The organism is Cupriavidus sp. UME77, assembly GCF_014170355.1.
Lineage (GTDB): Bacteria > Pseudomonadota > Gammaproteobacteria > Burkholderiales > Burkholderiaceae > Cupriavidus > Cupriavidus basilensis.
Window position 1 is genome coordinate 21348 of sequence record NZ_LZZU01000010.1, and the last position, 18055, is coordinate 39402.

21 protein-coding genes and 3 tRNA genes are annotated in these 18055 nt (G+C 63.8%); 21 read left to right on the forward strand and 3 right to left on the reverse strand.

The features are described from left to right. Position 1 precedes the first annotated feature (1 nt). Positions 2-640 carry a CoA transferase subunit B gene (locus tag A9975_RS04095; protein WP_150983922.1) on the forward strand — a complete coding sequence of 213 codons (639 nt, stop codon included), beginning with the start codon at positions 2-4 and terminating at the stop codon, positions 638-640. Positions 641-736: 96 nt separating this feature from the next. Here the strand turns inward: A9975_RS04095 and A9975_RS04100 are convergent, their stop codons facing one another. Together A9975_RS04100 and A9975_RS04105 are read right to left on the reverse strand one after the other, a co-directional pair. Continuing rightward, entirely contained in the window at positions 737-1234 is a 498-nt protein-coding gene (locus A9975_RS04100) for a DUF411 domain-containing protein (RefSeq protein ID WP_183031515.1), read from the reverse strand. A gap of 5 nt (positions 1235-1239) precedes the next feature. Continuing rightward, positions 1240-2016, reverse strand: coding sequence for a 3-hydroxybutyrate dehydrogenase (locus A9975_RS04105; protein WP_183031516.1), 777 nt, complete (start codon positions 2014-2016; stop codon positions 1240-1242). A gap of 202 nt (positions 2017-2218) precedes the next feature. Between A9975_RS04105 and A9975_RS04110 the strand changes: the two genes are divergently transcribed. From A9975_RS04110 to A9975_RS04205, 20 genes are all read left to right on the forward strand, one after another. Next, positions 2219-3106, forward strand: a complete 888-nt coding sequence (locus A9975_RS04110; protein ID WP_183031517.1) for an alpha/beta fold hydrolase — start codon at positions 2219-2221, stop codon at positions 3104-3106. Positions 3107-3168: 62 nt separating this feature from the next. After that, entirely contained in the window at positions 3169-3531 is a 363-nt protein-coding gene (locus A9975_RS04115; RefSeq protein ID WP_183031518.1) for a RidA family protein, read from the forward strand. 15 nt (positions 3532-3546) lie between these two features. Beyond that, positions 3547-5769, forward strand: a complete 2223-nt coding sequence (locus tag A9975_RS04120) for a bifunctional (p)ppGpp synthetase/guanosine-3',5'-bis(diphosphate) 3'-pyrophosphohydrolase (RefSeq protein WP_183031519.1) — start codon at positions 3547-3549, stop codon at positions 5767-5769. 21 nt (positions 5770-5790) lie between these two features. Then, positions 5791-5867, forward strand: a tRNA-Val gene (locus tag A9975_RS04125). Between the two features lie 69 nt (positions 5868-5936). Beyond that, positions 5937-6013: transfer RNA gene (locus A9975_RS04130), tRNA-Val, on the forward strand. A gap of 367 nt (positions 6014-6380) precedes the next feature. Further along, a complete protein-coding gene (gene thrS, locus A9975_RS04135; RefSeq protein WP_043345032.1) occupies positions 6381-8288 on the forward strand; it encodes a threonine--tRNA ligase in 1908 nt (635 codons plus the stop codon). Positions 8289-8333: 45 nt separating this feature from the next. Then, complete coding sequence (infC, locus tag A9975_RS04140) at positions 8334-8855, forward strand: translation initiation factor IF-3 (RefSeq protein ID WP_081488948.1); 522 nt, start codon at positions 8334-8336, stop codon at positions 8853-8855. 170 nt (positions 8856-9025) lie between these two features. Further along, positions 9026-9223, forward strand: coding sequence for a 50S ribosomal protein L35 (gene rpmI, locus A9975_RS04145; RefSeq protein ID WP_006575466.1), 198 nt, complete (start codon positions 9026-9028; stop codon positions 9221-9223). A 27-nt stretch (positions 9224-9250) separates the two neighbouring features. After that, complete coding sequence (rplT, locus tag A9975_RS04150) at positions 9251-9607, forward strand: 50S ribosomal protein L20 (protein WP_006163216.1); 357 nt, start codon at positions 9251-9253, stop codon at positions 9605-9607. 336 nt (positions 9608-9943) lie between these two features. Further along, complete coding sequence (gene pheS / locus A9975_RS04155) at positions 9944-10975, forward strand: phenylalanine--tRNA ligase subunit alpha (protein WP_043345035.1); 1032 nt, start codon at positions 9944-9946, stop codon at positions 10973-10975. Between the two features lie 71 nt (positions 10976-11046). Beyond that, complete coding sequence (pheT, locus tag A9975_RS04160) at positions 11047-13494, forward strand: phenylalanine--tRNA ligase subunit beta (protein WP_183031520.1); 2448 nt, start codon at positions 11047-11049, stop codon at positions 13492-13494. A gap of 69 nt (positions 13495-13563) precedes the next feature. Next, positions 13564-13980, forward strand: a complete 417-nt coding sequence (locus A9975_RS04165) for an integration host factor subunit alpha (protein WP_183031521.1) — start codon at positions 13564-13566, stop codon at positions 13978-13980. A 125-nt stretch (positions 13981-14105) separates the two neighbouring features. Further along, the gene (locus tag A9975_RS04170) at positions 14106-14537 is read left to right on the forward strand and encodes a MerR family transcriptional regulator (RefSeq protein WP_183031522.1); all 432 of its coding nucleotides are present in this window, start codon (positions 14106-14108) and stop codon (positions 14535-14537) included. 56 nt (positions 14538-14593) lie between these two features. Beyond that, positions 14594-14670: transfer RNA gene (locus tag A9975_RS04175), tRNA-Pro, on the forward strand. 412 nt (positions 14671-15082) lie between these two features. After that, positions 15083-15337, forward strand: a complete 255-nt coding sequence (locus tag A9975_RS04180; protein ID WP_183031523.1) for a hypothetical protein — start codon at positions 15083-15085, stop codon at positions 15335-15337. Positions 15338-15524: 187 nt separating this feature from the next. Continuing rightward, the gene (locus A9975_RS04185) at positions 15525-15815 is read left to right on the forward strand and encodes a hypothetical protein (RefSeq protein ID WP_183031524.1); all 291 of its coding nucleotides are present in this window, start codon (positions 15525-15527) and stop codon (positions 15813-15815) included. Between the two features lie 20 nt (positions 15816-15835). Further along, complete coding sequence (locus A9975_RS04190; protein ID WP_150983933.1) at positions 15836-16078, forward strand: hypothetical protein; 243 nt, start codon at positions 15836-15838, stop codon at positions 16076-16078. A gap of 75 nt (positions 16079-16153) precedes the next feature. Then, positions 16154-16405, forward strand: coding sequence for a hypothetical protein (locus tag A9975_RS04195; RefSeq protein ID WP_150983934.1), 252 nt, complete (start codon positions 16154-16156; stop codon positions 16403-16405). Positions 16406-16512: 107 nt separating this feature from the next. Then, positions 16513-16881: a hypothetical protein gene (locus tag A9975_RS04200; RefSeq protein WP_183031525.1), complete on the forward strand. Its 369-nt coding sequence runs from the start codon at positions 16513-16515 to the stop codon at positions 16879-16881. Positions 16882-17089: 208 nt separating this feature from the next. Further along, a complete protein-coding gene (locus tag A9975_RS04205; RefSeq protein WP_183031526.1) occupies positions 17090-17344 on the forward strand; it encodes a hypothetical protein in 255 nt (84 codons plus the stop codon). Between the two features lie 69 nt (positions 17345-17413). Here the strand turns inward: A9975_RS04205 and A9975_RS04210 are convergent, their stop codons facing one another. Next, positions 17414-18004, reverse strand: coding sequence for a DUF2939 domain-containing protein (locus tag A9975_RS04210; protein WP_183031527.1), 591 nt, complete (start codon positions 18002-18004; stop codon positions 17414-17416). Positions 18005-18055 lie beyond the last annotated feature (51 nt).

Sequence of the window (18055 nt, forward strand, 5' to 3'; positions counted from 1 at the left end):
CATGGCATGGACACGTGACGAAATGGCGGCGCGCGCCGCGAGCGAGCTGCAGGACGGCTTCTATGTGAACCTGGGCATCGGCCTGCCGACGCTGGTGGCCAACCACGTGCCGCAAGGCATGGAAGTCTGGCTGCAATCCGAGAACGGCCTGCTGGGCATCGGCCCGTTCCCGACCGAGGCCGAGGTCGACGCTGACATGATCAACGCCGGCAAGCAGACCGTGACGACCCTGCCGGGCTCGTCGATCTTCTCCTCGGCGGATTCCTTCGCGATGATTCGCGGCGGCCATATCAACCTGGCTATCCTCGGCGCCATGCAGGTCAGCGAGAAGGGCGACCTGGCCAACTGGATGATCCCGGGCAAGATGGTCAAGGGCATGGGCGGCGCGATGGACCTGGTGGCGGGTGTCGGCCGCGTCGTGGTCCTGATGGAACACACCGCCAAGAAGAAGGACGGCAGCGAGGACATCAAGATCCTGGCGTCGTGCGCGCTGCCGCTGACCGGCGTGGGCGTGGTCAATCGCATCATCACGGACCTTGGCGTGATCGACGTGACCGAAGCCGGCTTGAAGCTGGTGGAGACCGCGCCGGGCGTGAGCCGCGAAGAGATCCAGAGCAAGACGGGCGCTCCGCTGCTCTGATTCGCGCTGTCGCAATGAAAAAACCCCGCGAACGCAAGCTCGCGGGGTTTTTTGCTCTCAGCGCCGGGTGCGCCTTTGTCAGATGCGCCGGGTGCTTCAGGTGCTGCGCTTGTTGTAGCTGGCGAAGACCGATGCGCCGCCATCCGCGCGGACCAGCAGGACATCGAACGGGTCCTTGCGCGTGCCCTGTTCCATGCCTGGCGAGCCGACCGGCATGGCGGGCACGGCCAGGCCCACGGCCTTGGGCTTGCTGGCTACCAGCCGCTTGATGTCGGCGGCCGGCACATGGCCCTCGATCGCATAGCCTGCGATGCGGCCGGTATGGCAGGAGCCGAAGCGCTCTGGCATGCCGAAGCGGGCGCGATAGACGCCGGTGTCTTCCACGTCGCGCACGGTCACGGCAACGCCGTTTGCGCGCAGGTGCTCGACCCAGCCCTCGCAGCAGCCGCATTGCGGGCTCTTGTATACCTCGATGGCGAGCGGCGGGGCGGCAGCGGCGCTGGCACCGGCGCGCAGCCCCAGCGAGGCGGCGGCGGCCAGGCTCAGGGCGCGCAGAACGTGGCGTCGCTGCGTGCTCTGTGCCTTTGTGTTCATTGCCTTCATTGCGCCACCCAACCGCCATCCATGTTCCAGGCCACGCCGCGCACCTGGCGGGCCGCGTCGCTGGCCAGGAACACGGCCAGCGCGCCGAGTTCGTCGGGCGTGACGAACTGGCCGGAAGGCTGCTTCTCGATCACCAGCTCGTGCTTGGCTTGCTCCACGGGAATGCCGTCCTTCTGCGCGCGCGCTTCCACCTGCTTTTGCACCAGCGGCGTCAGCACCCAGCCCGGGCAGATCGCATTGGCGGTCACGCCGGTCTGGGCGGTTTCCAGCGCGGTGACCTTGGTCAGGCCGACGATGCCGTGCTTGGCGGCCACGTAGGCGGATTTTTGCGCGGAGGCCACCAGCCCGTGTGCGGAGGCGATATTGATGATGCGGCCCCAGTCCTTGCGCTTCATGCCGGGCAGGGCGAGGCGGGTGGTGTGGAAGGCGGAGGTCAGGTTGATGGCGATGATCGCGTCCCAGCGCTCGGGCGGGAAGTCCTCGATATTCGCCACGTACTGGATGCCGGCATTGTTGACGAGGATATCGGCGCCGCCGAATTCCGCGTCGGCGTAGCGCATCATGTCTTCGATCTCGGCGGACTTGCTCATGTCCGCGCCGTGGTAGCCCACGCGGATGCCCGCGCCGGCCTGCGCGATCTCGCGCTTGGCGGCTTCTGCATCACCGAAGCCGTTGACGATGATGTTGGCGCCCTGGGCGGCCAGTGCCTGCGCGATGCCGAGCCCGATACCGCTGGTGGAACCCGTGACCAGTGCCGTCTTGCCTTTAAGCATGTTTGCCCTTTCGTCGGAGTGCTTTGCACGTTGGAGTTGGACTGCGCGAGGGACCCGTCGCGCGCCAGCGGCAAAGGCATGGCGGCGAGAACCCCGATGCTGTGGCATTGTAACTGCTGCAGCGTACAATCCAGCTTTGCCCAACCTGGGCGCCACCATGCTGGAGGCGCCGTTCTTGCTACCGTCTTGCCAGGGAGTTCAGATGTCGTCAGTCAGTCCGCGCCTCGGCTTCGTCCAGTGCATCAGCCCGGCGGGTCTTCACCGCATGGCCTATCACGAGTGGGGCGATCCCACCAATCCCCGGGTGCTGATGTGCGTGCATGGCCTGACGCGCACCGGCCGTGACTTTGACACGGTGGCCGCCGCATTGTGCGGCGAGTATCGCGTGGTGTGCCCCGACGTGGTCGGGCGCGGCCGCTCGGACTGGCTCGCGGACCCGCGCCGCTACGTGGTGCCGCAGTACGTGTCCGATATGGTCACCCTGATCGCTCGGCTCAATGTCGAGCAGGTCGACTGGTTTGGCACTTCGATGGGTGGCCTGATCGGCATGGGACTGGCGGGCCTGCCCAAGTCGCCGGTGCGCAAGCTGCTGCTCAACGACGTGGGCCCACGCATCGCCGCCTCGGCGGTGGAGCGGATCGGTGCCTACCTGGGCCTGCCGGTGCGCTTCAAGACCTTCGAAGAAGGCCTGGCCTACCTGCAGACCATCAGCGCGTCTTTTGGCCGGCACACGCCCGAGCAATGGCGCGAGCTCAACGGCGCCATCCTCAAGCCCGTGCAGGGTGCGGAAGGGCTGGAATGGGGCTTGCATTACGATCTGGCGATGGCGCTGCCGTTCCGCGAGACCACGCCTGAGCAGGTGAGCGCGGGCGAGGCGGCGCTGTGGCAGATGTTCGAGGCCATCCAGGCGCCCACGCTGGTGGTGCGCGGCGCGCAGTCCGACCTGCTCACGCGCGAGACGGTGGCGGAGATGGTGGCGCGCGGGCGCAACGTGAGCGCCGTGGAAGTGCCGGATGTGGGGCATGCCCCGACGTTCATCGATCCCGCGCAAGTGGCCATCGCCAAGCAGTTTTTCCTGGGCGCGGCCTGAAGCGAGAAGCGCTGCCTGGACCCGATGATCTTGATGTTTTACCCGACGACTAAAGTATTGCCATGAGTACCAATGAACTGAAGCGCGCCCACGTGGGCAAGCGCCTGTCCGAATACGCGATCTACAACGGCGTGGTCTACCTTGCCGGCCAGGTGCCGGAAGTCGATCCCGGCGCGGACCTGCGTGGCCAGACCACCGAGGTGCTGGGCCATATCGAGCGCCTCTTGAACGAAGCAGGCAGCGACAAGAGCCGGATTCTCTCGTGCCAGATCTTCCTCACCGACGTCGACCAGATCGGTATCATGAACGAAGTCTGGGACGCGTGGGTGGTGCAGGGCCATACGCCCCCGCGCGCCACCGTGGAGGCTCGCCTGGCCAATCCGCAGTACCTGATCGAAGTTGTGGTCACCGCCGCGCTCAAGTGAGGCTGGGGCAGCGAGATGGTGACGTCGACTGACCTGACCGGGCAGATTGCCGGCACGCCCGATGCCGGGCTGGTGGAGCGCGCCCTGGCGTTCGTGCGCGAGCGCGGCAGCACCGCATTGCTGCCCACCGGCGAAACCGTGCTCTCGCATGCCGAAGGCATGCTGCGCATTCTCGATGGCCTGCGCGTCGACGATGCCGCGCGCGCCGCGGCCTGCCTGTTCGCGCTGGCCGCGTTCGTGCCTGGCAGCGAGGCGGAAATCGAGCCGCTCTTTGGCGAAGAGGTGGCGGGGCTGGTCAAGGGTGTGCGGCAGTTGTTGCGCATCGGCGCGATCGCGGTGGGCCACAGTGGCGCGCCCGAGACCACCAAGGACGAAATCGCCGCGCGCCAGGAGCAGGTGGAGGCGCTGCGCAAGATGCTGCTGGCCTTCGCGCAGGACATCCGCGTGGTGCTGGTGCGCCTCGCCTCGCGGCTGCAGACGCTGCGCTGGCTGGCGCAGGTCAAGGCGCAGCCGCTGCCGGGGGTTGCGCGCGAAACGCTGGACATCTACGCGCCGCTGGCCAACCGGCTGGGGATCTGGCAGATGAAGTGGGAGCTGGAAGACCTGGCGTTCCGCTTCGAGCAGCCCGATACCTACAAGCGCATCGCGCGGCTGCTCGACGAAAAACGCATCGAGCGCGAAGGCTATATCGCCAGCGCCATCGCGCGGCTGCAGTCCGAGCTGGCATCGGCCGGGATCCGCGCCGAGGTGAGCGGACGGCCCAAGCATATCTACAGCATCTGGAAGAAGATGCGCGGCAAGGAGCTCGACTTTGCCGATCTCTACGATGTGCGCGCCTTCCGCGTGATCGTCGACGACATCAAGGATTGCTACACCGTGCTGGGCATCGTGCACCATATCTGGCAGCCGATCCCGCGCGAGTTCGACGACTATATTTCCCGGCCCAAGTCGAACGGCTACAAGTCGCTGCACACGGTGGTGATCGGCGACGACGGGCGCGCCTTCGAGGTGCAGATCCGCACCCAGGAGATGCATCACTTCGCCGAGTACGGCGTGGCCGCGCACTGGCGCTACAAGGAGGCGGGCAGCAAGGGCTATAGCGGCCAGTTCTCCGCCAGCGAGCGCTACGACGAGAAGATCGCGTGGCTGCGCCAGTTGCTGGCGTGGAAGGACGACGCCGATCATTCGGTTGCGCACGACGAGTCGCCCTGGGAGCAGCTCAAGCACGCGGCCATCGACGACCACATCTATGTGCTGACGCCGCAGGCGCGCGTGGTCGCGTTGCCGCAAGGCGCTACGCCGGTGGATTTCGCGTACTACCTGCATACGGACCTGGGCCATCGCTGCCGCGGCGCGCGCGTGGATGGCACCATGGTGCCGCTGAACACGCCGCTCAAGAACGGGCAGACGGTGGATATCATCGCCGTCAAGCAGGGCGGCCCGTCACGCGACTGGCTCAACGCAGAGCTGGGCTACCTGGCCAGCCCGCGCGCGCGCGCCAAGGTGCGCGCCTGGTTCAATGCGCTGGATTCGCAAGAGACCATGTCGCAAGGCCGCGCGCTGATCGATAAGACCTTGCAGCGCGAGGGCAAGACTGCTGTCAACCTGGATGACCTTGCCACGCGGCTGGGTTTCAAGACGCCGGACGACCTGTTCGCCGCGGTCGCCAAGGATGAGTTCAGCCTGCGCCATGTGGAGCAGGCGCTGCGGCATCCCGAGGGCGAAGCCGCGGTGGTGCAGAGCGAGGAAGAGGCCGTCACCAAGAAGAGCCGCGCCACCAGCGTGGCGCGCGGCGCCAAGAGCGGTGTGCTGGTGGTGGGCGTGGATTCGCTGCTCACGCAGATGTCCAAATGCTGCAAGCCGGCGCCGCCGGACGAGATCGTGGGCTTCGTCACGCGTGGGCGCGGTGTCTCGATCCATCGCCGCACCTGCCACACCTTCGGGCAGCTCTCGGCGCGTGCGCCGGAGCGCGTGATCCATACCGAGTGGGGTAAGCGCAGCGATGCCGTCTATCCGGTGGACATCCACGTGGAGGCGATCGACCGGCAAGGACTGCTGCGCGACATCTCCGAAGTGCTGTCGCGCGAGAAGATCAACGTCACCGGCGTGAAGACGCTGTCGAGCAAAGGCGTCGCGCGGATGCAGTTCACCGCCGAGGTTTCCGAGGCCACGCAGTTGCAGCGCGCGCTCGGTTTGATCGAAGATGTGGTGGGGGTCTTGCAAGCGAAAAGAAAGTGATGCTATACTTTCGTTCTCCGTAGGCTCGTAGCTCAGCTGGTTAGAGCACCACCTTGACATGGTGGGGGTCGTTGGTTCGAGTCCAATCGAGCCTACCAACGAACAAGCAGTAAGACGTAGGCGCAGTGCAGCAAGCGCCTACAGCGGTTAGTTTCAAGCAGTACCATAGGCTCGTAGCTCAGCTGGTTAGAGCACCACCTTGACATGGTGGGGGTCGTTGGTTCGAGTCCAATCGAGCCTACCAACGCATAGCAGTAAGAAGTACCGAAGCAGTCCGGTTGATCCCGATAACCTGGAACGGAAAAGGCGCCATGTTCAAGACACAGCGAACTACTACCGCTAATTAGCGACAGTAGTCGAGGTGCGCCTTCGGACCCGGTGGATTGGGGTTAAATCGAAAAACAACGCAGCCTTGGCTGCGTTTTTTTTCGTCTCTCGCTTGTTGGCTCCCTGCTATCCTGCTCGGTCGCCCGTGGGTGGATCCGAGCGAAGTCCCCGCTGCCTGGCTCATGCTGGTTACATGAAGTGGCATGAGCCAGGCGCTACAAGATGCTTTTTATTCGCTTGCCGGCCGCACGGCGCCGGCGGGTGGATTTCTGATGAGGTGCAAGATGATCGCAATCACGCTGCCGGATGGTTCCCGACGCGAATTCCCCGGCCCGGTAACGGTGGCCGAAGTGGCGCAGAGCATTGGCTCGGGCCTGGCCAAGGCTGCCCTGGCGGGCAAGGTGGACGGGCAGATGGTCGACACCAGCTTCCTCATCGAGCGCGATGCGGCTCTCGCCATCGTCACGGACAAGGATGCCGATGGCGTTGATGTGATCCGTCACTCGACGGCGCACTTGCTGGCCTACGCTGTCAAGGCGCTGTATCCCGAGGCACAGGTGACGATCGGCCCGGTGATCGAGAACGGCTTCTACTACGACTTCGCCTACAAGCGCCCCTTTACGCCCGAGGACCTGGTTGCCATCGAGAAGAAGATGGCCGAGCTCGCCAAGAAGGACGAGAAGGTAACGCGCGAAGTCTGGAGCCGCGACGAAGCCGTGAAACTGTTCGAGTCGATGGGCGAGAAGTACAAGGCCGAGATCATCGCCTCGATCCCGCAGGACCAGGAGATCGGCCTGTATCGCGAAGGCGAGTTCGTCGACCTCTGCCGTGGCCCGCACGTGCCGTCCACGGGCAAGCTCAAGGTCTTCAAGCTGATGAAGGTGGCGGGTGCCTACTGGCGCGGCGACGCCAAGAACGAGATGCTTCAGCGCATCTATGGCACGGCCTGGGCCAAGAAGGAAGACCAGGAAGCTTATCTGCATATGCTGGAAGAGGCTGAGAAGCGCGACCACCGCAAGCTGGGCAAGCTGCTCGACCTGTTCCACTTGCAGGAAGAGGCGCCGGGCATGGTGTTCTGGCACCCGAAGGGCTGGCAGGTGTGGCAAGCGGTGGAGCAGTACATGCGCGGCCGCCTGACGCAGGCCGGCTATGAAGAAGTGCGCACGCCGCAAGTGATGGATCGTTCGCTGTGGGAGAAGTCAGGTCACTGGCAGAACTACAAGGAAAACATGTTCGTCACGGAGTCGGAGAAGCGCGACTACGCGATCAAGCCGATGAACTGCCCCGGCCATGTGCAGATTTTCAATCACGGCCTGCGTTCCTACCGCGACCTGCCGCTGCGTCTGGCCGAGTTCGGCGCCTGCCATCGCAACGAGCCCTCCGGTGCGCTGCACGGGCTGATGCGCGTGCGTGGCTTTGTGCAGGATGATGCGCACATCTTCTGCACGGAAGAGCAGATCGTAGCGGAGGCCAAGGCCTTCAACGAGCTGGCGTTCTCCGTGTACGACGATTTCGGCTTCAAGGACATCGCGGTCAAGCTGTCGCTGCGCCCGGATCAGCGCGCCGGTTCGGACGAAGTCTGGGATCACGCCGAGGAAGGCCTGCGCCTGGCGCTGCGCGCCTGTGGCGTGGAGTGGGAAGAGCTGCCGGGCGAGGGCGCCTTCTACGGCCCCAAGGTGGAATACCATATCAAGGACGCCATCGGCCGGTCCTGGCAATGTGGCACGCTGCAGCTGGACCTGGTGCTGCCGGAGCGCCTGGATGCCGAATACGTCTCCGAAGACAACTCGCGCAAGCGCCCGGTCATGCTGCACCGGGCCATCCTGGGATCTTTCGAGCGCTTCCTGGGCATCTTGCTGGAAAACCACGCCGGCGCGCTGCCTGCCTGGCTGGCGCCGGAGCAGGTCCTGGTCCTGAATATTGCCGACTCGCAGGCGGAATATGCCGAAAACGTCGTGCAACTGCTGCAAAAACAAGGATTTAGGGCTAAGGCGGATTTGCGTAACGAGAAAATTACGTATAAAATCCGCGAGCATTCCCTTCAGAAGATCCCCTACCTCCTGGTAGTGGGCGACAAAGAACGGGATGCCAGTCAAGTGGCCGTGCGTGCCCGTGGCAACGTGGATCTGGGCGTGATGTCCGTTTCCGCGTTTGTGGAGCGTCTGCAACAGGACGTTGCCAGCAAAGCCTGATGGGATGAGCACGGCTTGTTTTTTGTCTTCTTGAGGTAACGCAACATCGCTACAGACAAAGGTCATCGCATCAATCGCGAAATCAGCGCACCCGAATTGCGCCTGGTCGGGGTTGATAACGAGCAGCTCGGCATCGTCAAGTTCATGGACGCGCTCCGCCTGGCTGAGGATAAGGACTTGGACTTGGTGGAAATCGCTCCTACAGCGGTGCCGCCGGTTGCCCGTATCATGGATTACGGCAAGTTCAAGTACGAGGAAGCCAAGCGCGCGCACGACGCCAAGCTGAAGCAGAAGATCATCCAGGTCAAGGAAGTCAAGTTCCGGCCGGGTACGGATGATGGCGACTACAACGTCAAGCTGCGCAACCTGAAGCGCTTCCTCGAAGACGGCGACAAGACCAAGATCACGCTGCGTTTCCGCGGCCGTGAGATGGCGCACCAGGAAATCGGCGCGCGTGTGCTCGAACGCCTGAAGGCGGACCTGGAAGAAGTTGGCCAGGTCGAGCAGATGCCGAAGATGGAAGGCCGCCAGATGGTGATGGTGCTGTCTCCCAAGAAGAAGAAGTAAGATTTTGCGCGTCGCTGCGGCCCGGAGGGGAATCCCTCCGGGCGCGGCGTCGTGCGAAAGCAGCGCAGAGGCCGCACGCGGCTTTAGCGCAACAATAAGTGGATGCGGGTTTTGCAAGTGTCGGCGCTAGCTGGCCACCTGCATGCATGTCATAGAAGCTGGAGTATTTCATGCCGAAGATGAAGACCAAGAAAAGCGCCTCCAAGCGCTTTACTGCGCGTCCGAATGGTTCGTTCAAGCGTGGCCAGGCCTTCAAGCGTCACATCTTGACCAAGAAGACCACCAAGAACAAGCGCCAGTTGCGCGGCACCCAGGACGTCCATGAGACGAACCTGAAGTCCGTTCGCGCAATGATGCCTTACGCATAACCCTAACGAAAACGAAAGGAGCATTACATGCCTCGAGTAAAACGTGGGGTCACTGCACGGGCCCGCCATAAGAAAGTCATCGTCGCCGCCAAGGGTTTCCGCGGCCGTCGTAATAACGTCTACCGTATCGCCAAGCAGGCGGTCATGCGTGCTGGCCAGTACGCATACCGCGATCGCCGCAACAAGAAGCGCGTGTTCCGCGCGCTCTGGATTGCGCGTATCAATGCTGCTTCGCGTGAGCATGGCATGACCTACAGCGTGTTCATGAACGGCCTGAAGCGGGCTTCGATTGAGCTGGACCGCAAGGTGCTGTCGGACATGGCTATTCATGACAAGCCTGCCTTTGCCGCCATCGTCAACCAGGTGAAAGCCACCGTTGCCTGATGCCGGCTCCGGGGTGTCACGCTAGTGTCTAGTGTGGCAGCCCGGGCAAGCACCGACCGCAAGGTCGACAGCATTTCCGCCGAATTTGCCTGAGCAGCGCTTGTCGCCGCGACGGCAATTCGGCCGGACCTGCAGAAACGGGGCTCCTCACCGAGCCCCGTTTTCATTTCGGATACCGTTTCGCGCGCCGTTCCCGGTTCGATGCAAGACGACATCCGAAACGAAGCCCGCGCCGCCCCCGGTGCCGCGCGGGCTCTGCACCCACATCGCACTTAGTGCCAACCCACGCCCGGGCCCAGCGTGACCCGGACGCCAAATTTATCGCCGACCGCCGCCATGTCTCTGGATCCGGATCAAATCGTCGCCGACGCCCAGGCCGCCTTCGCTGCAGCCAACGACAACGCCACGCTGGAAAACGAAAAAGCCCGCTTTCTGGGCAAGACCGGTGCGCTCACCGAGCTGCTCAAGAGCCTCGGCAAGCTCGACCCGGAAACGCGCAAGAGCGAAGGCGCGCGCATCAACCAGGCCAAGCAGCAGGTCGAGGCCGCGCTGCAGGCACGCCGCCAGGCGCTGGCCGATGCGCTGATGAACGCGCGGCTGGCTGCCGAAGCCATCGACGTCACGCTGCCGGGTCGCGCGGTTGCCCGCGGCAGCCTGCACCCGGTGATGCGCACCTGGGAGCGCGTCGAGCAGATCTTCGGCTCGGTGGGCTTCGATGTGGCCGATGGCCCCGAAATCGAAACGGACTGGATGAACTTCACCGCGTTGAACAACCCGGACAACCATCCGGCCCGTTCGATGCAGGACACCTTCTATGTGGATGGCCGCGACAGCGACGGCAAGTTGCTGCTGCTGCGTACCCACACCAGCCCGATGCAGGTGCGCTACGCGCGCATGCACGTGGAGAAGTACAAGGGCCGCGAGATGCCGCCGATCAAGGTGATCTGCCCCGGCCGTACTTACCGCGTCGACAGCGACGCCACGCACTCGCCGATGTTCAACCAGGTTGAAGGCCTGTGGATCGGCGATGACGTGAGCTTTGCCGACCTCAAGGGCGTGTACACGGACTTCCTGCGTAAGTTCTTCGAGCGCGATGACATCCAGGTGCGTTTCCGCCCCTCGTACTTCCCGTTCACCGAGCCGTCGGCGGAAATCGACATGGCCTTCGGCAATGGCAAGTGGCTGGAGATTTCCGGCTCGGGCCAGGTGCACCCCAACGTGCTGCGCAATATGGGCCTGGACCCCGAGCGCTATATCGGCTTTGCCTTCGGTTCCGGCCTTGAACGCCTGACCATGCTCCGCTACGGCATCAACGATCTGCGCCTGTTCTTCGAAGGCGACGCGCGTTTCCTGCGCCAGTTCGCCTGAGGCGCGTATCCGCGCCAGAGCACATCGTCACCGACACCCCAGAACAGAATACTTACCGGATCAGAAGCGCCATGCAATTCTCGGAATCCTGGCTTCGCAGTTTCGTCAATCCCGACAAGATTTCCACCGATGCGCTCTCGCACAGCCTGACCATGGCCGGGCTGGAAGTGGAAGAGGTCGGCCCGGTCGCGCCGCCTTTCAACAAGGTGGTGGTCGCGCGCGTGCTTTCCACCGAGCGCCATCCCAACGCGGACCGTCTCAACGTTTGCCAGGTCGATGCCGGCACCGGCGAGACCCTGCAGATCGTTTGTGGCGCGCCCAATGTGGCGCCCGGCATCCTGGTGCCTTGCGCGCTGGTCGGCGCGGTGCTGCCGCCGTCCGAGGCAGGCGGCAAGCCGTTCGAGATCAAGGTGGGCAAGCTGCGCGGTGTGGACAGCTTCGGCATGCTCTGCTCGGCGCGCGAGCTCAAGCTGTCGGAGGACCATGGCGGCCTGATGCTCCTGCCCGAAGATGCCAGGATCGGCATGGACATTCGCGAGTACCTGGACCTGGATGACCAGGTCTTCGTCATCAAGCTCACCCCCAACAAGGCCGACTGCCTGTCGATCCACGGCGTGGCGCGCGAAGTCGCCGCGCTGACCGGTGCCGCGCTGCACCTGCCGGAGATGAAGCCGGTTGCCGTGACGCTGGCCGACAAGCTGCCGGTGAAGATTTCCGCCCCTGACCTGTGCGGCCGTTTCTCGGGCCGTGTGATCCGCGGTGTGAACGCGCACGCGGCCACGCCGGCATGGATGGTGCAGCGCCTGGAGCGGGCGGGGCAACGGAGCATCTCCGCGCTGGTCGACATCTCCAACTACGTGATGCTCGAGCTCGGCCGCCCCTCGCACGTCTTCGATCTGGACAAGATCCACGGCGGGCTGGATGTGCGCTGGGGCCGCAAGGGCGAGCAGCTCAAGCTGCTCAATGGCAATACCGTGGAGCTCGACGAGCAGGTCGGCGTGATCGCCGACGACAAGGAAATCGAGAGCCTGGCCGGCATCATGGGCGGCGACAGCACCGCCGTGACGCTCGACACCACCAACATCTACCTCGAAGCCGCCTTCTGGTGGCCGGAAGCCATCCAGGGCCGCTCGCGGCGCTTCAACTTCTCGACCGATGCCGGGCATCGCTTCGAACGTGGCGTGGACTACGCCACCACGGTTGAGCATATCGAGCGCATCAGCGCGCTGATCCTCGAGATCTGCGGCGGCCAGGCCGGCCCGGTCGACGACCAGATTGTCAACCTGCCGCAACGCAAGCCGGTGCGACTGCGCGTGGCGCGTGCCGAGCGCGTGCTTGGCATCGAGCTGTCGCCTGCGGTCATCGCCGACGTGTTCCAGCGCCTGCAACTGCCGTTCGCCCGCGAGCAAGGCGAGGACGGTGAAGTGTTCGTGGTCACGCCGCCGAGCTATCGCTTCGATATCGAGATCGAGGAAGACCTGATCGAGGAAGTGGCCCGCATCTATGGCTTCGAGCGTATCCCGGCACGCCCGCCTATCGCCGAAAGCGAGATGCGCCCGACCGACGAAGCCCGCCGCTCGACCCATGCTGTGCGCCACGCGATTGCCGCGCGCGACTACCAGGAGGTAATCAACTTCGCCTTCGTCGAAGAGAAGTGGGAGCGCGACTTCGCCAGCAACGACAACCCGATCCGCCTGCTGAACCCGATCGCCAGCCAACTGGCGGTGATGCGTTCCACGCTGATCGGTGGCCTGCTCGACAAGGTGCGCTACAACCTCAACCGCAAGGCATCGCGTGTGCGGATGTTTGAAGTGGGCCGCGTGTTCCATCGCGACGCCTCGGTTGCCGATGGCGGCCTGACGGTGGCCGGCTATCACCAGCCGATGGTTGCAGGCGGCATTGCCTACGGCCCGGCCTTCGAGGAGCAGTGGGGCATCGCCACCCGCCCGGTGGACTTCTTCGACGTCAAGGGCGATGTCGAGGCGTTGCTGTTCCCGCGCGTCGCGCGCTTCGAGCCGGTATCGCATCCCGCGCTGCATCCAGGCCGAGCCGCGCAGGTGGTGATCGACGGCAAGGTGGCCGGCGTGATCGGCGAACTGCATCCGCGCTGGCTGCAGGAGTACGAACTGACGCAAGCGCCGGTCGTGTTCGAACTGGACCTGCAGGCACTGCGTGAAGTGGGCCTGCCCAGCTACACCGAAATCTCCAAGTTCCCGGCCGCCGTACGCGACCTGGCACTGGTGGTAAAGCAGTCGGTGCGCGTGCAGGACCTGCTCGACGCCATGCGCGAAGCCCTGGAAAAACAGGGCTCCGCCCGCTATTGCCAGAGCCTGGTGCTGTTCGACGAGTTCCGTCCGAAGGCGGCTTCGGCGGCCATTGGCGCGGACGAGAAAAGCCTTGCGTTCCGCTTGACCTTGCAAGATACTGGGGCGACCCTCCAGGACGAAACCGTCGACAGCGCGGTGCGTTGCATGGTCGAAGCCGCCGGCGCTGCATTCCAGGCGCGGATGCGCGGCTGATCCACCAGCTGACATGACAATGGAGCGCCCGGACTTCCGCATCCGGGCGGATCGCCACACCGAATGACAATGAACGATCGACACGCGTATCTCATGGCCTCTGCAATGGGTGAAGCAGGCGACCGCCAGGCAGCCTCGCTCGACGACGATACTTCCGACGCTCGCGTTGCCGAAGTGCCGACCCTCACCAAGGCCGAGCTCGCTGAAATGCTGTTCGACCAGGTCGGTCTCAACAAGCGCGAGTCCAAGGACATGGTCGAAGCTTTCTTCGACGTGATTCGCGAAGCGCTGGAACAGGGCGACAGCGTCAAGCTCTCCGGCTTCGGCAATTTCCAGCTGCGCGACAAGCCGCAACGTCCCGGCCGCAATCCCAAGACGGGCGAGATCATTCCTATCACGGCACGACGCGTGGTGACGTTCCATGCCAGCCAGAAGCTCAAGGGCCTGGTGGAAGAGCGTGCCGGCCTGGTGCCGGTGCCCGGCTGATCGTTTGCCAGCAGCACGACGACTCGTTATCCTGCTGAATTCCTGTATCACGCTTGTTTGCGCGCTAGCCCGCGCGAGCACCACAACTCTCTCCCGGCACGGCCTGAAGCCCGCCCATTCACCGTATGTCGGAACGATCCAGCGAACGCATCTTGTTGCCGCCGATTCCCGCCAAACGCTACTTCACCATTGGGGAAGTCAGCGAGCTTTGCGCCGTCAAGCCGCATGTGCTGCGCTACTGGGAGCAGGAGTTCACGCAGCTCAAGCCCGTCAAGCGACGCGGTAACCGGCGGTACTACCAGCATCATGAGGTCCTGCTGATCCGGCGCATCCGCGACCTGCTGTACGAACAGGGCTTCACGATCAATGGCGCCCGCAATCGCCTCGACGAAGGGCGGCAGCACAGCCATGCCGCCGCCGAGGACGTGCAGGCGCTGGCTGCGGAAGCCGCCGGTGACGCGCCGGTTTTTTCGCTCGACCTCAACAACCTGCGCAACGAACTGGTGGAAGTGCAGCACCTGCTCGCGCAGCTTCAACAGATCGCGAAGCACGAATAAAAAGTGCACTAATGACTAGCTATTTTTAAAAAGCTTCTGATATAATCTTTTTCTTTCGGGGCGTAGCGCAGCCTGGTAGCGTACCTGCATGGGGTGCAGGTGGTCGGAGGTTCAAATCCTCTCGCCCCGACCAGTATTAAGAAAAACCCGCACAGCGATTGTTGTGCGGGTTTTTTGTTGCCTGTTCAAAATGCCGGCACAAAACGCCGGCATTTGGCCCGGCCAAAACACGCGACAACGAGCCTGATCGAATTCGCCTTAATCTTTTCGAATCGACGCAGCCACCGCTGCCACCGGGATTGCTGACGCTGTAGTCAATTACATTGGCTACAGCCGGAGTAGGGCGAAGCATCTCTACTTCTGGATATCTGACCTGCCTTGCCACGCTGGTGGTGGCGCGCGGGTAGCGCTAAATGGACTAATGCATCTGTCCGATGCCGTTGCCGGCAAAATGTTTCACCATTGGGTGATGGCTGCCGTTGGCGATCCCACCGGGGTCTGAGCAACTCCTACATCACGGAGTTCGCTCCACAGTGGAGAGCGCCATGATGCCACCCGTGAAAACCAAGCACACCAACCTCGTGGTCGGCGAGCCCCTGGACTGGGATGCCGCCAGGGATGGGGAATTCTCGGGGCTGCCGGTGCACCTCGATGCGGCGCGCGGCGTGATGCATTCTTTCTGGCAACCCACGGAGCAGGACATTGCCAACATACTGGCAGGCATGCCTATCCGCTTGTCCGTGTTCGGTGAGGTGCACCCGCCCGTTGCGGTTGCGGTGACCAATGACGTGGTGGGCTAGGGAAGCCTTTTGCCGATCAATCAGGCCAATCAGGTTTGTCGCGAAGGGGCGGCGGACTCTACAATCAATCCATGGACTGTGCGGTGTGCATGTCTTCCCAGGCAGACGTTTGCTGTGCGCAGGGTCCCAGGGCACTGGTTTGGCCGGATGCCGTTTACCGCGTGCAACGCATACGATAGGAGTAAGGATGGCCAAACGCGAGCGCGCTGCCAGGGCCTTGCAGGATGAGGTGAGCCGGCGCATCCAGCGTCTTGATGACGTTGTGGAGGACGGCGCGAAGATCCGGGTGCCGGCACCGCAAGCGCATGCGCGCGATGCGCGCGGGCGCAACTGGGATATGAAGGCCTTCGGCAATGCCGCGGGTTATGAGAGGAGTATCCGGGCTGTGGTGGACAAGGCGCGTGACGAGTTCGACCTGACCGAGGTGCCGGGCCAGCAGAGCGCTGATCCCTTTGGCACTCCGCCCTCGCTGGAGTGAGCGTTTCGTTGGAGTAAGGCATGCACGCTTGCGATCTCTGCCATCTTCTCGTTGGTGCGCCGACCACGGTGGAGCCGCATGAGAACCTGGCCGCATCGGGTGCGGGTGCACTTGGCATGGACATCAACTCGCGCTGGGTGGACCGGCCCTGGCGCTGCACGGTCTGCGGCGCCTGGATGTTCCAGAACGCCGCCCACGGCGAGCCGCCCAATGTCTGGCGCATGGGGCGCCGCCCACAGGATCGCCCGCAGGACCGGACCTAGGCCCGGCAGCCCCTTGCCGCGGCTGACCGGACGCTGCGCTGCGGCATGCTACGATGGCCGCCAAAGGGAGACGCAATGAATGAATCCAGAACACAGCATTACCGAGGCTACGTGATTTTGATCTCGGTACAGCAGCATGAGCGCGGATGCCTGGTGAGTGCCTCGATCGTCCAGGAGGCCAAAGGCGCGGTGCGCAATCCGTCGCCGCTGCAGTCGTGGGTGGGGCATGAGCAGGGCGAACTCATGGAAGTCGCCGACCGGGCGCAGGCACGCGCTTGCCGGCTGATCGATGCGACGGTGGACCATGTAGCCTATGCCGCGGGTTGACTGATTGATCCTAGTGGCCTCGCAGGCCTTCCTGGCCATGCATTGGCTCGGGCAGAAGTTTCGCCGGCCAGCCTACATGGCGGGGGATCGCTGTCGTTAATCCGGGTATGAACTCATTCGATGCTTCCGAAGAATCCGCCGCAAATGCCGATGCCATGGGGTGGGGTTCGTCACCGCCCCATGTGCTGGCCGCGGTGCTCAACACCGCCCTGGCCGCCGAGGACCTGAGCGGCTTTGCCGCGCTGTTGTCCGACATGGCCCGCGATCGCGGCCTCAAAGGTGCGCGTGGCGCGCACCAGTCCATCTACGACATGCCCTATGCCAGCTTGTTGCCGCGCCAGCAGCATCTGCTGGCGGATGCGTTCGAGCTGCTAATCCGCCTGGGCCTGGAGTTGCAGCCGCGCAGGCCGCGCATGCTCGGCGACATCCCGGGGAGCCTCCTGGCGCACGGCAGCCACGAGATCCTTGCCGACTAGATACCACCATGATCTGAGCAGTAGTGCGCCATGGTGGGCACGGCGGCGAGGCTGCGTGCTAGCATCTCGCGATCAACCAGATCGCCGCCCTGACGGCGACGTATCGCCCGGACAGATGCCGATCCCGGCCGGGCGATGTTGCTGACACGGCACGCGCGCGCACGGCCGTGGTGTTCGAGGGGAGCGATCGCGTGTTGTGGAGGTTGCAATGAACGAAGACGAGCCTTTCGGGGTAGTGTTCGAGGATTTTCGCGTCATCTGGGTAGCCGAGCGGTTGCAGGATGGCACATGGACGGCGCGCTATTGCTGGAGTCCGGGTACGTCGGAGGCATCCGGCAAGGCGCTCCAGGCCGCAGTGCTCAGCGGCAAGTCCAAGCGGCTGCTGGGCGATTTCAAGACCGAAGAGGAGACCATCGATGCCATCAAGGCGGCGGTGCTGCTCGAGGCGAAATGGGGCCGGTGAATCCTGGTATCAAAGCCTAAGGTCCAAAACGGGTCCAAGGTCCAAAAGAGACCTTAGGCTAAATATGGCCTAAGGCTTGGAAAGCTCCGGCAGCACGATGCTGCTCCATTTCCACGTCCATATGCCTTGGCGCGTCAGGCCAATGAGAATGCGCTCGCCATTGTCCTTGGTGGCCGAGGCTTCCACGGTGTTCAGCGCCCGATAGGACAAACTGTATTTCAGCGCGTCCTTGGCGGCTTCCTCCTTGGCGTGCCCGGCTGGTTCGCCGTTGTTTTCCGCGGGTGCGGGGGCTGGGCGCGCGGGGGGGGCTGGCTGTGGCGCCGTGGCGGGCTTCTCGCCGGCCATGAGCGCCATGACGCCGGCCGGCGACACCATGGTGTCGATCATGGTGTTGATGACCGCTACGCCGATTGCCTGCCCGATGCCGGCAAAGGGCGTGTTCTGCAAGGCGGGCGTGCCGAGCTTTTTCTGCAGGGACAACGTCAGCTGCGCCTTCAGGCTTTCCCGCAGGGCCGGATAGTCGACATAGCGGGAGAACTTGTCGGCATCGCGCGTCTCGATGGCGGAGCGCATCTGGTAGAGCGCCCAGTAGGGGCTGGCGTAGCTGGTGGCAGCGACGACGATCGCCGCAGCAATCGCGGCTTTGACGGGTTTGTTCATCGGGGGTCCGGTGCAAGCGCGCTGGCTAAGGCCCCCATTGTCGCCAATCGG

Bases quoted from the DNA above. Each gene is read 5' to 3' on its own strand.
- A9975_RS04095 (WP_150983922.1), top strand. From the start codon at position 2: ATGGCATGGACACGTGACGAAATGGCGGCGCGCGCCGCGAGCGAGCTG.
- A9975_RS04100 (WP_183031515.1), bottom strand. From the start codon at position 1,234: ATGAACACAAAGGCACAGAGCACGCAGCGACGCCACGTTCTGCGCGCC.
- A9975_RS04105 (WP_183031516.1), bottom strand. From the start codon at position 2,016: ATGCTTAAAGGCAAGACGGCACTGGTCACGGGTTCCACCAGCGGTATC.
- A9975_RS04110 (WP_183031517.1), top strand. From the start codon at position 2,219: ATGTCGTCAGTCAGTCCGCGCCTCGGCTTCGTCCAGTGCATCAGCCCG.
- A9975_RS04115 (WP_183031518.1), top strand. From the start codon at position 3,169: ATGAGTACCAATGAACTGAAGCGCGCCCACGTGGGCAAGCGCCTGTCC.
- A9975_RS04120 (WP_183031519.1), top strand. From the start codon at position 3,547: ATGGTGACGTCGACTGACCTGACCGGGCAGATTGCCGGCACGCCCGAT.
- thrS (WP_043345032.1), top strand. From the start codon at position 6,381: ATGATCGCAATCACGCTGCCGGATGGTTCCCGACGCGAATTCCCCGGC.
- rpmI (WP_006575466.1), top strand. From the start codon at position 9,026: ATGCCGAAGATGAAGACCAAGAAAAGCGCCTCCAAGCGCTTTACTGCG.
- rplT (WP_006163216.1), top strand. From the start codon at position 9,251: ATGCCTCGAGTAAAACGTGGGGTCACTGCACGGGCCCGCCATAAGAAA.
- pheS (WP_043345035.1), top strand. From the start codon at position 9,944: ATGTCTCTGGATCCGGATCAAATCGTCGCCGACGCCCAGGCCGCCTTC.
- pheT (WP_183031520.1), top strand. From the start codon at position 11,047: ATGCAATTCTCGGAATCCTGGCTTCGCAGTTTCGTCAATCCCGACAAG.
- A9975_RS04165 (WP_183031521.1), top strand. From the start codon at position 13,564: ATGAACGATCGACACGCGTATCTCATGGCCTCTGCAATGGGTGAAGCA.
- A9975_RS04170 (WP_183031522.1), top strand. From the start codon at position 14,106: ATGTCGGAACGATCCAGCGAACGCATCTTGTTGCCGCCGATTCCCGCC.
- A9975_RS04180 (WP_183031523.1), top strand. From the start codon at position 15,083: ATGATGCCACCCGTGAAAACCAAGCACACCAACCTCGTGGTCGGCGAG.
- A9975_RS04185 (WP_183031524.1), top strand. From the start codon at position 15,525: ATGGCCAAACGCGAGCGCGCTGCCAGGGCCTTGCAGGATGAGGTGAGC.
- A9975_RS04190 (WP_150983933.1), top strand. From the start codon at position 15,836: ATGCACGCTTGCGATCTCTGCCATCTTCTCGTTGGTGCGCCGACCACG.
- A9975_RS04195 (WP_150983934.1), top strand. From the start codon at position 16,154: ATGAATGAATCCAGAACACAGCATTACCGAGGCTACGTGATTTTGATC.
- A9975_RS04200 (WP_183031525.1), top strand. From the start codon at position 16,513: ATGAACTCATTCGATGCTTCCGAAGAATCCGCCGCAAATGCCGATGCC.
- A9975_RS04205 (WP_183031526.1), top strand. From the start codon at position 17,090: ATGAACGAAGACGAGCCTTTCGGGGTAGTGTTCGAGGATTTTCGCGTC.
- A9975_RS04210 (WP_183031527.1), bottom strand. From the start codon at position 18,004: ATGAACAAACCCGTCAAAGCCGCGATTGCTGCGGCGATCGTCGTCGCT.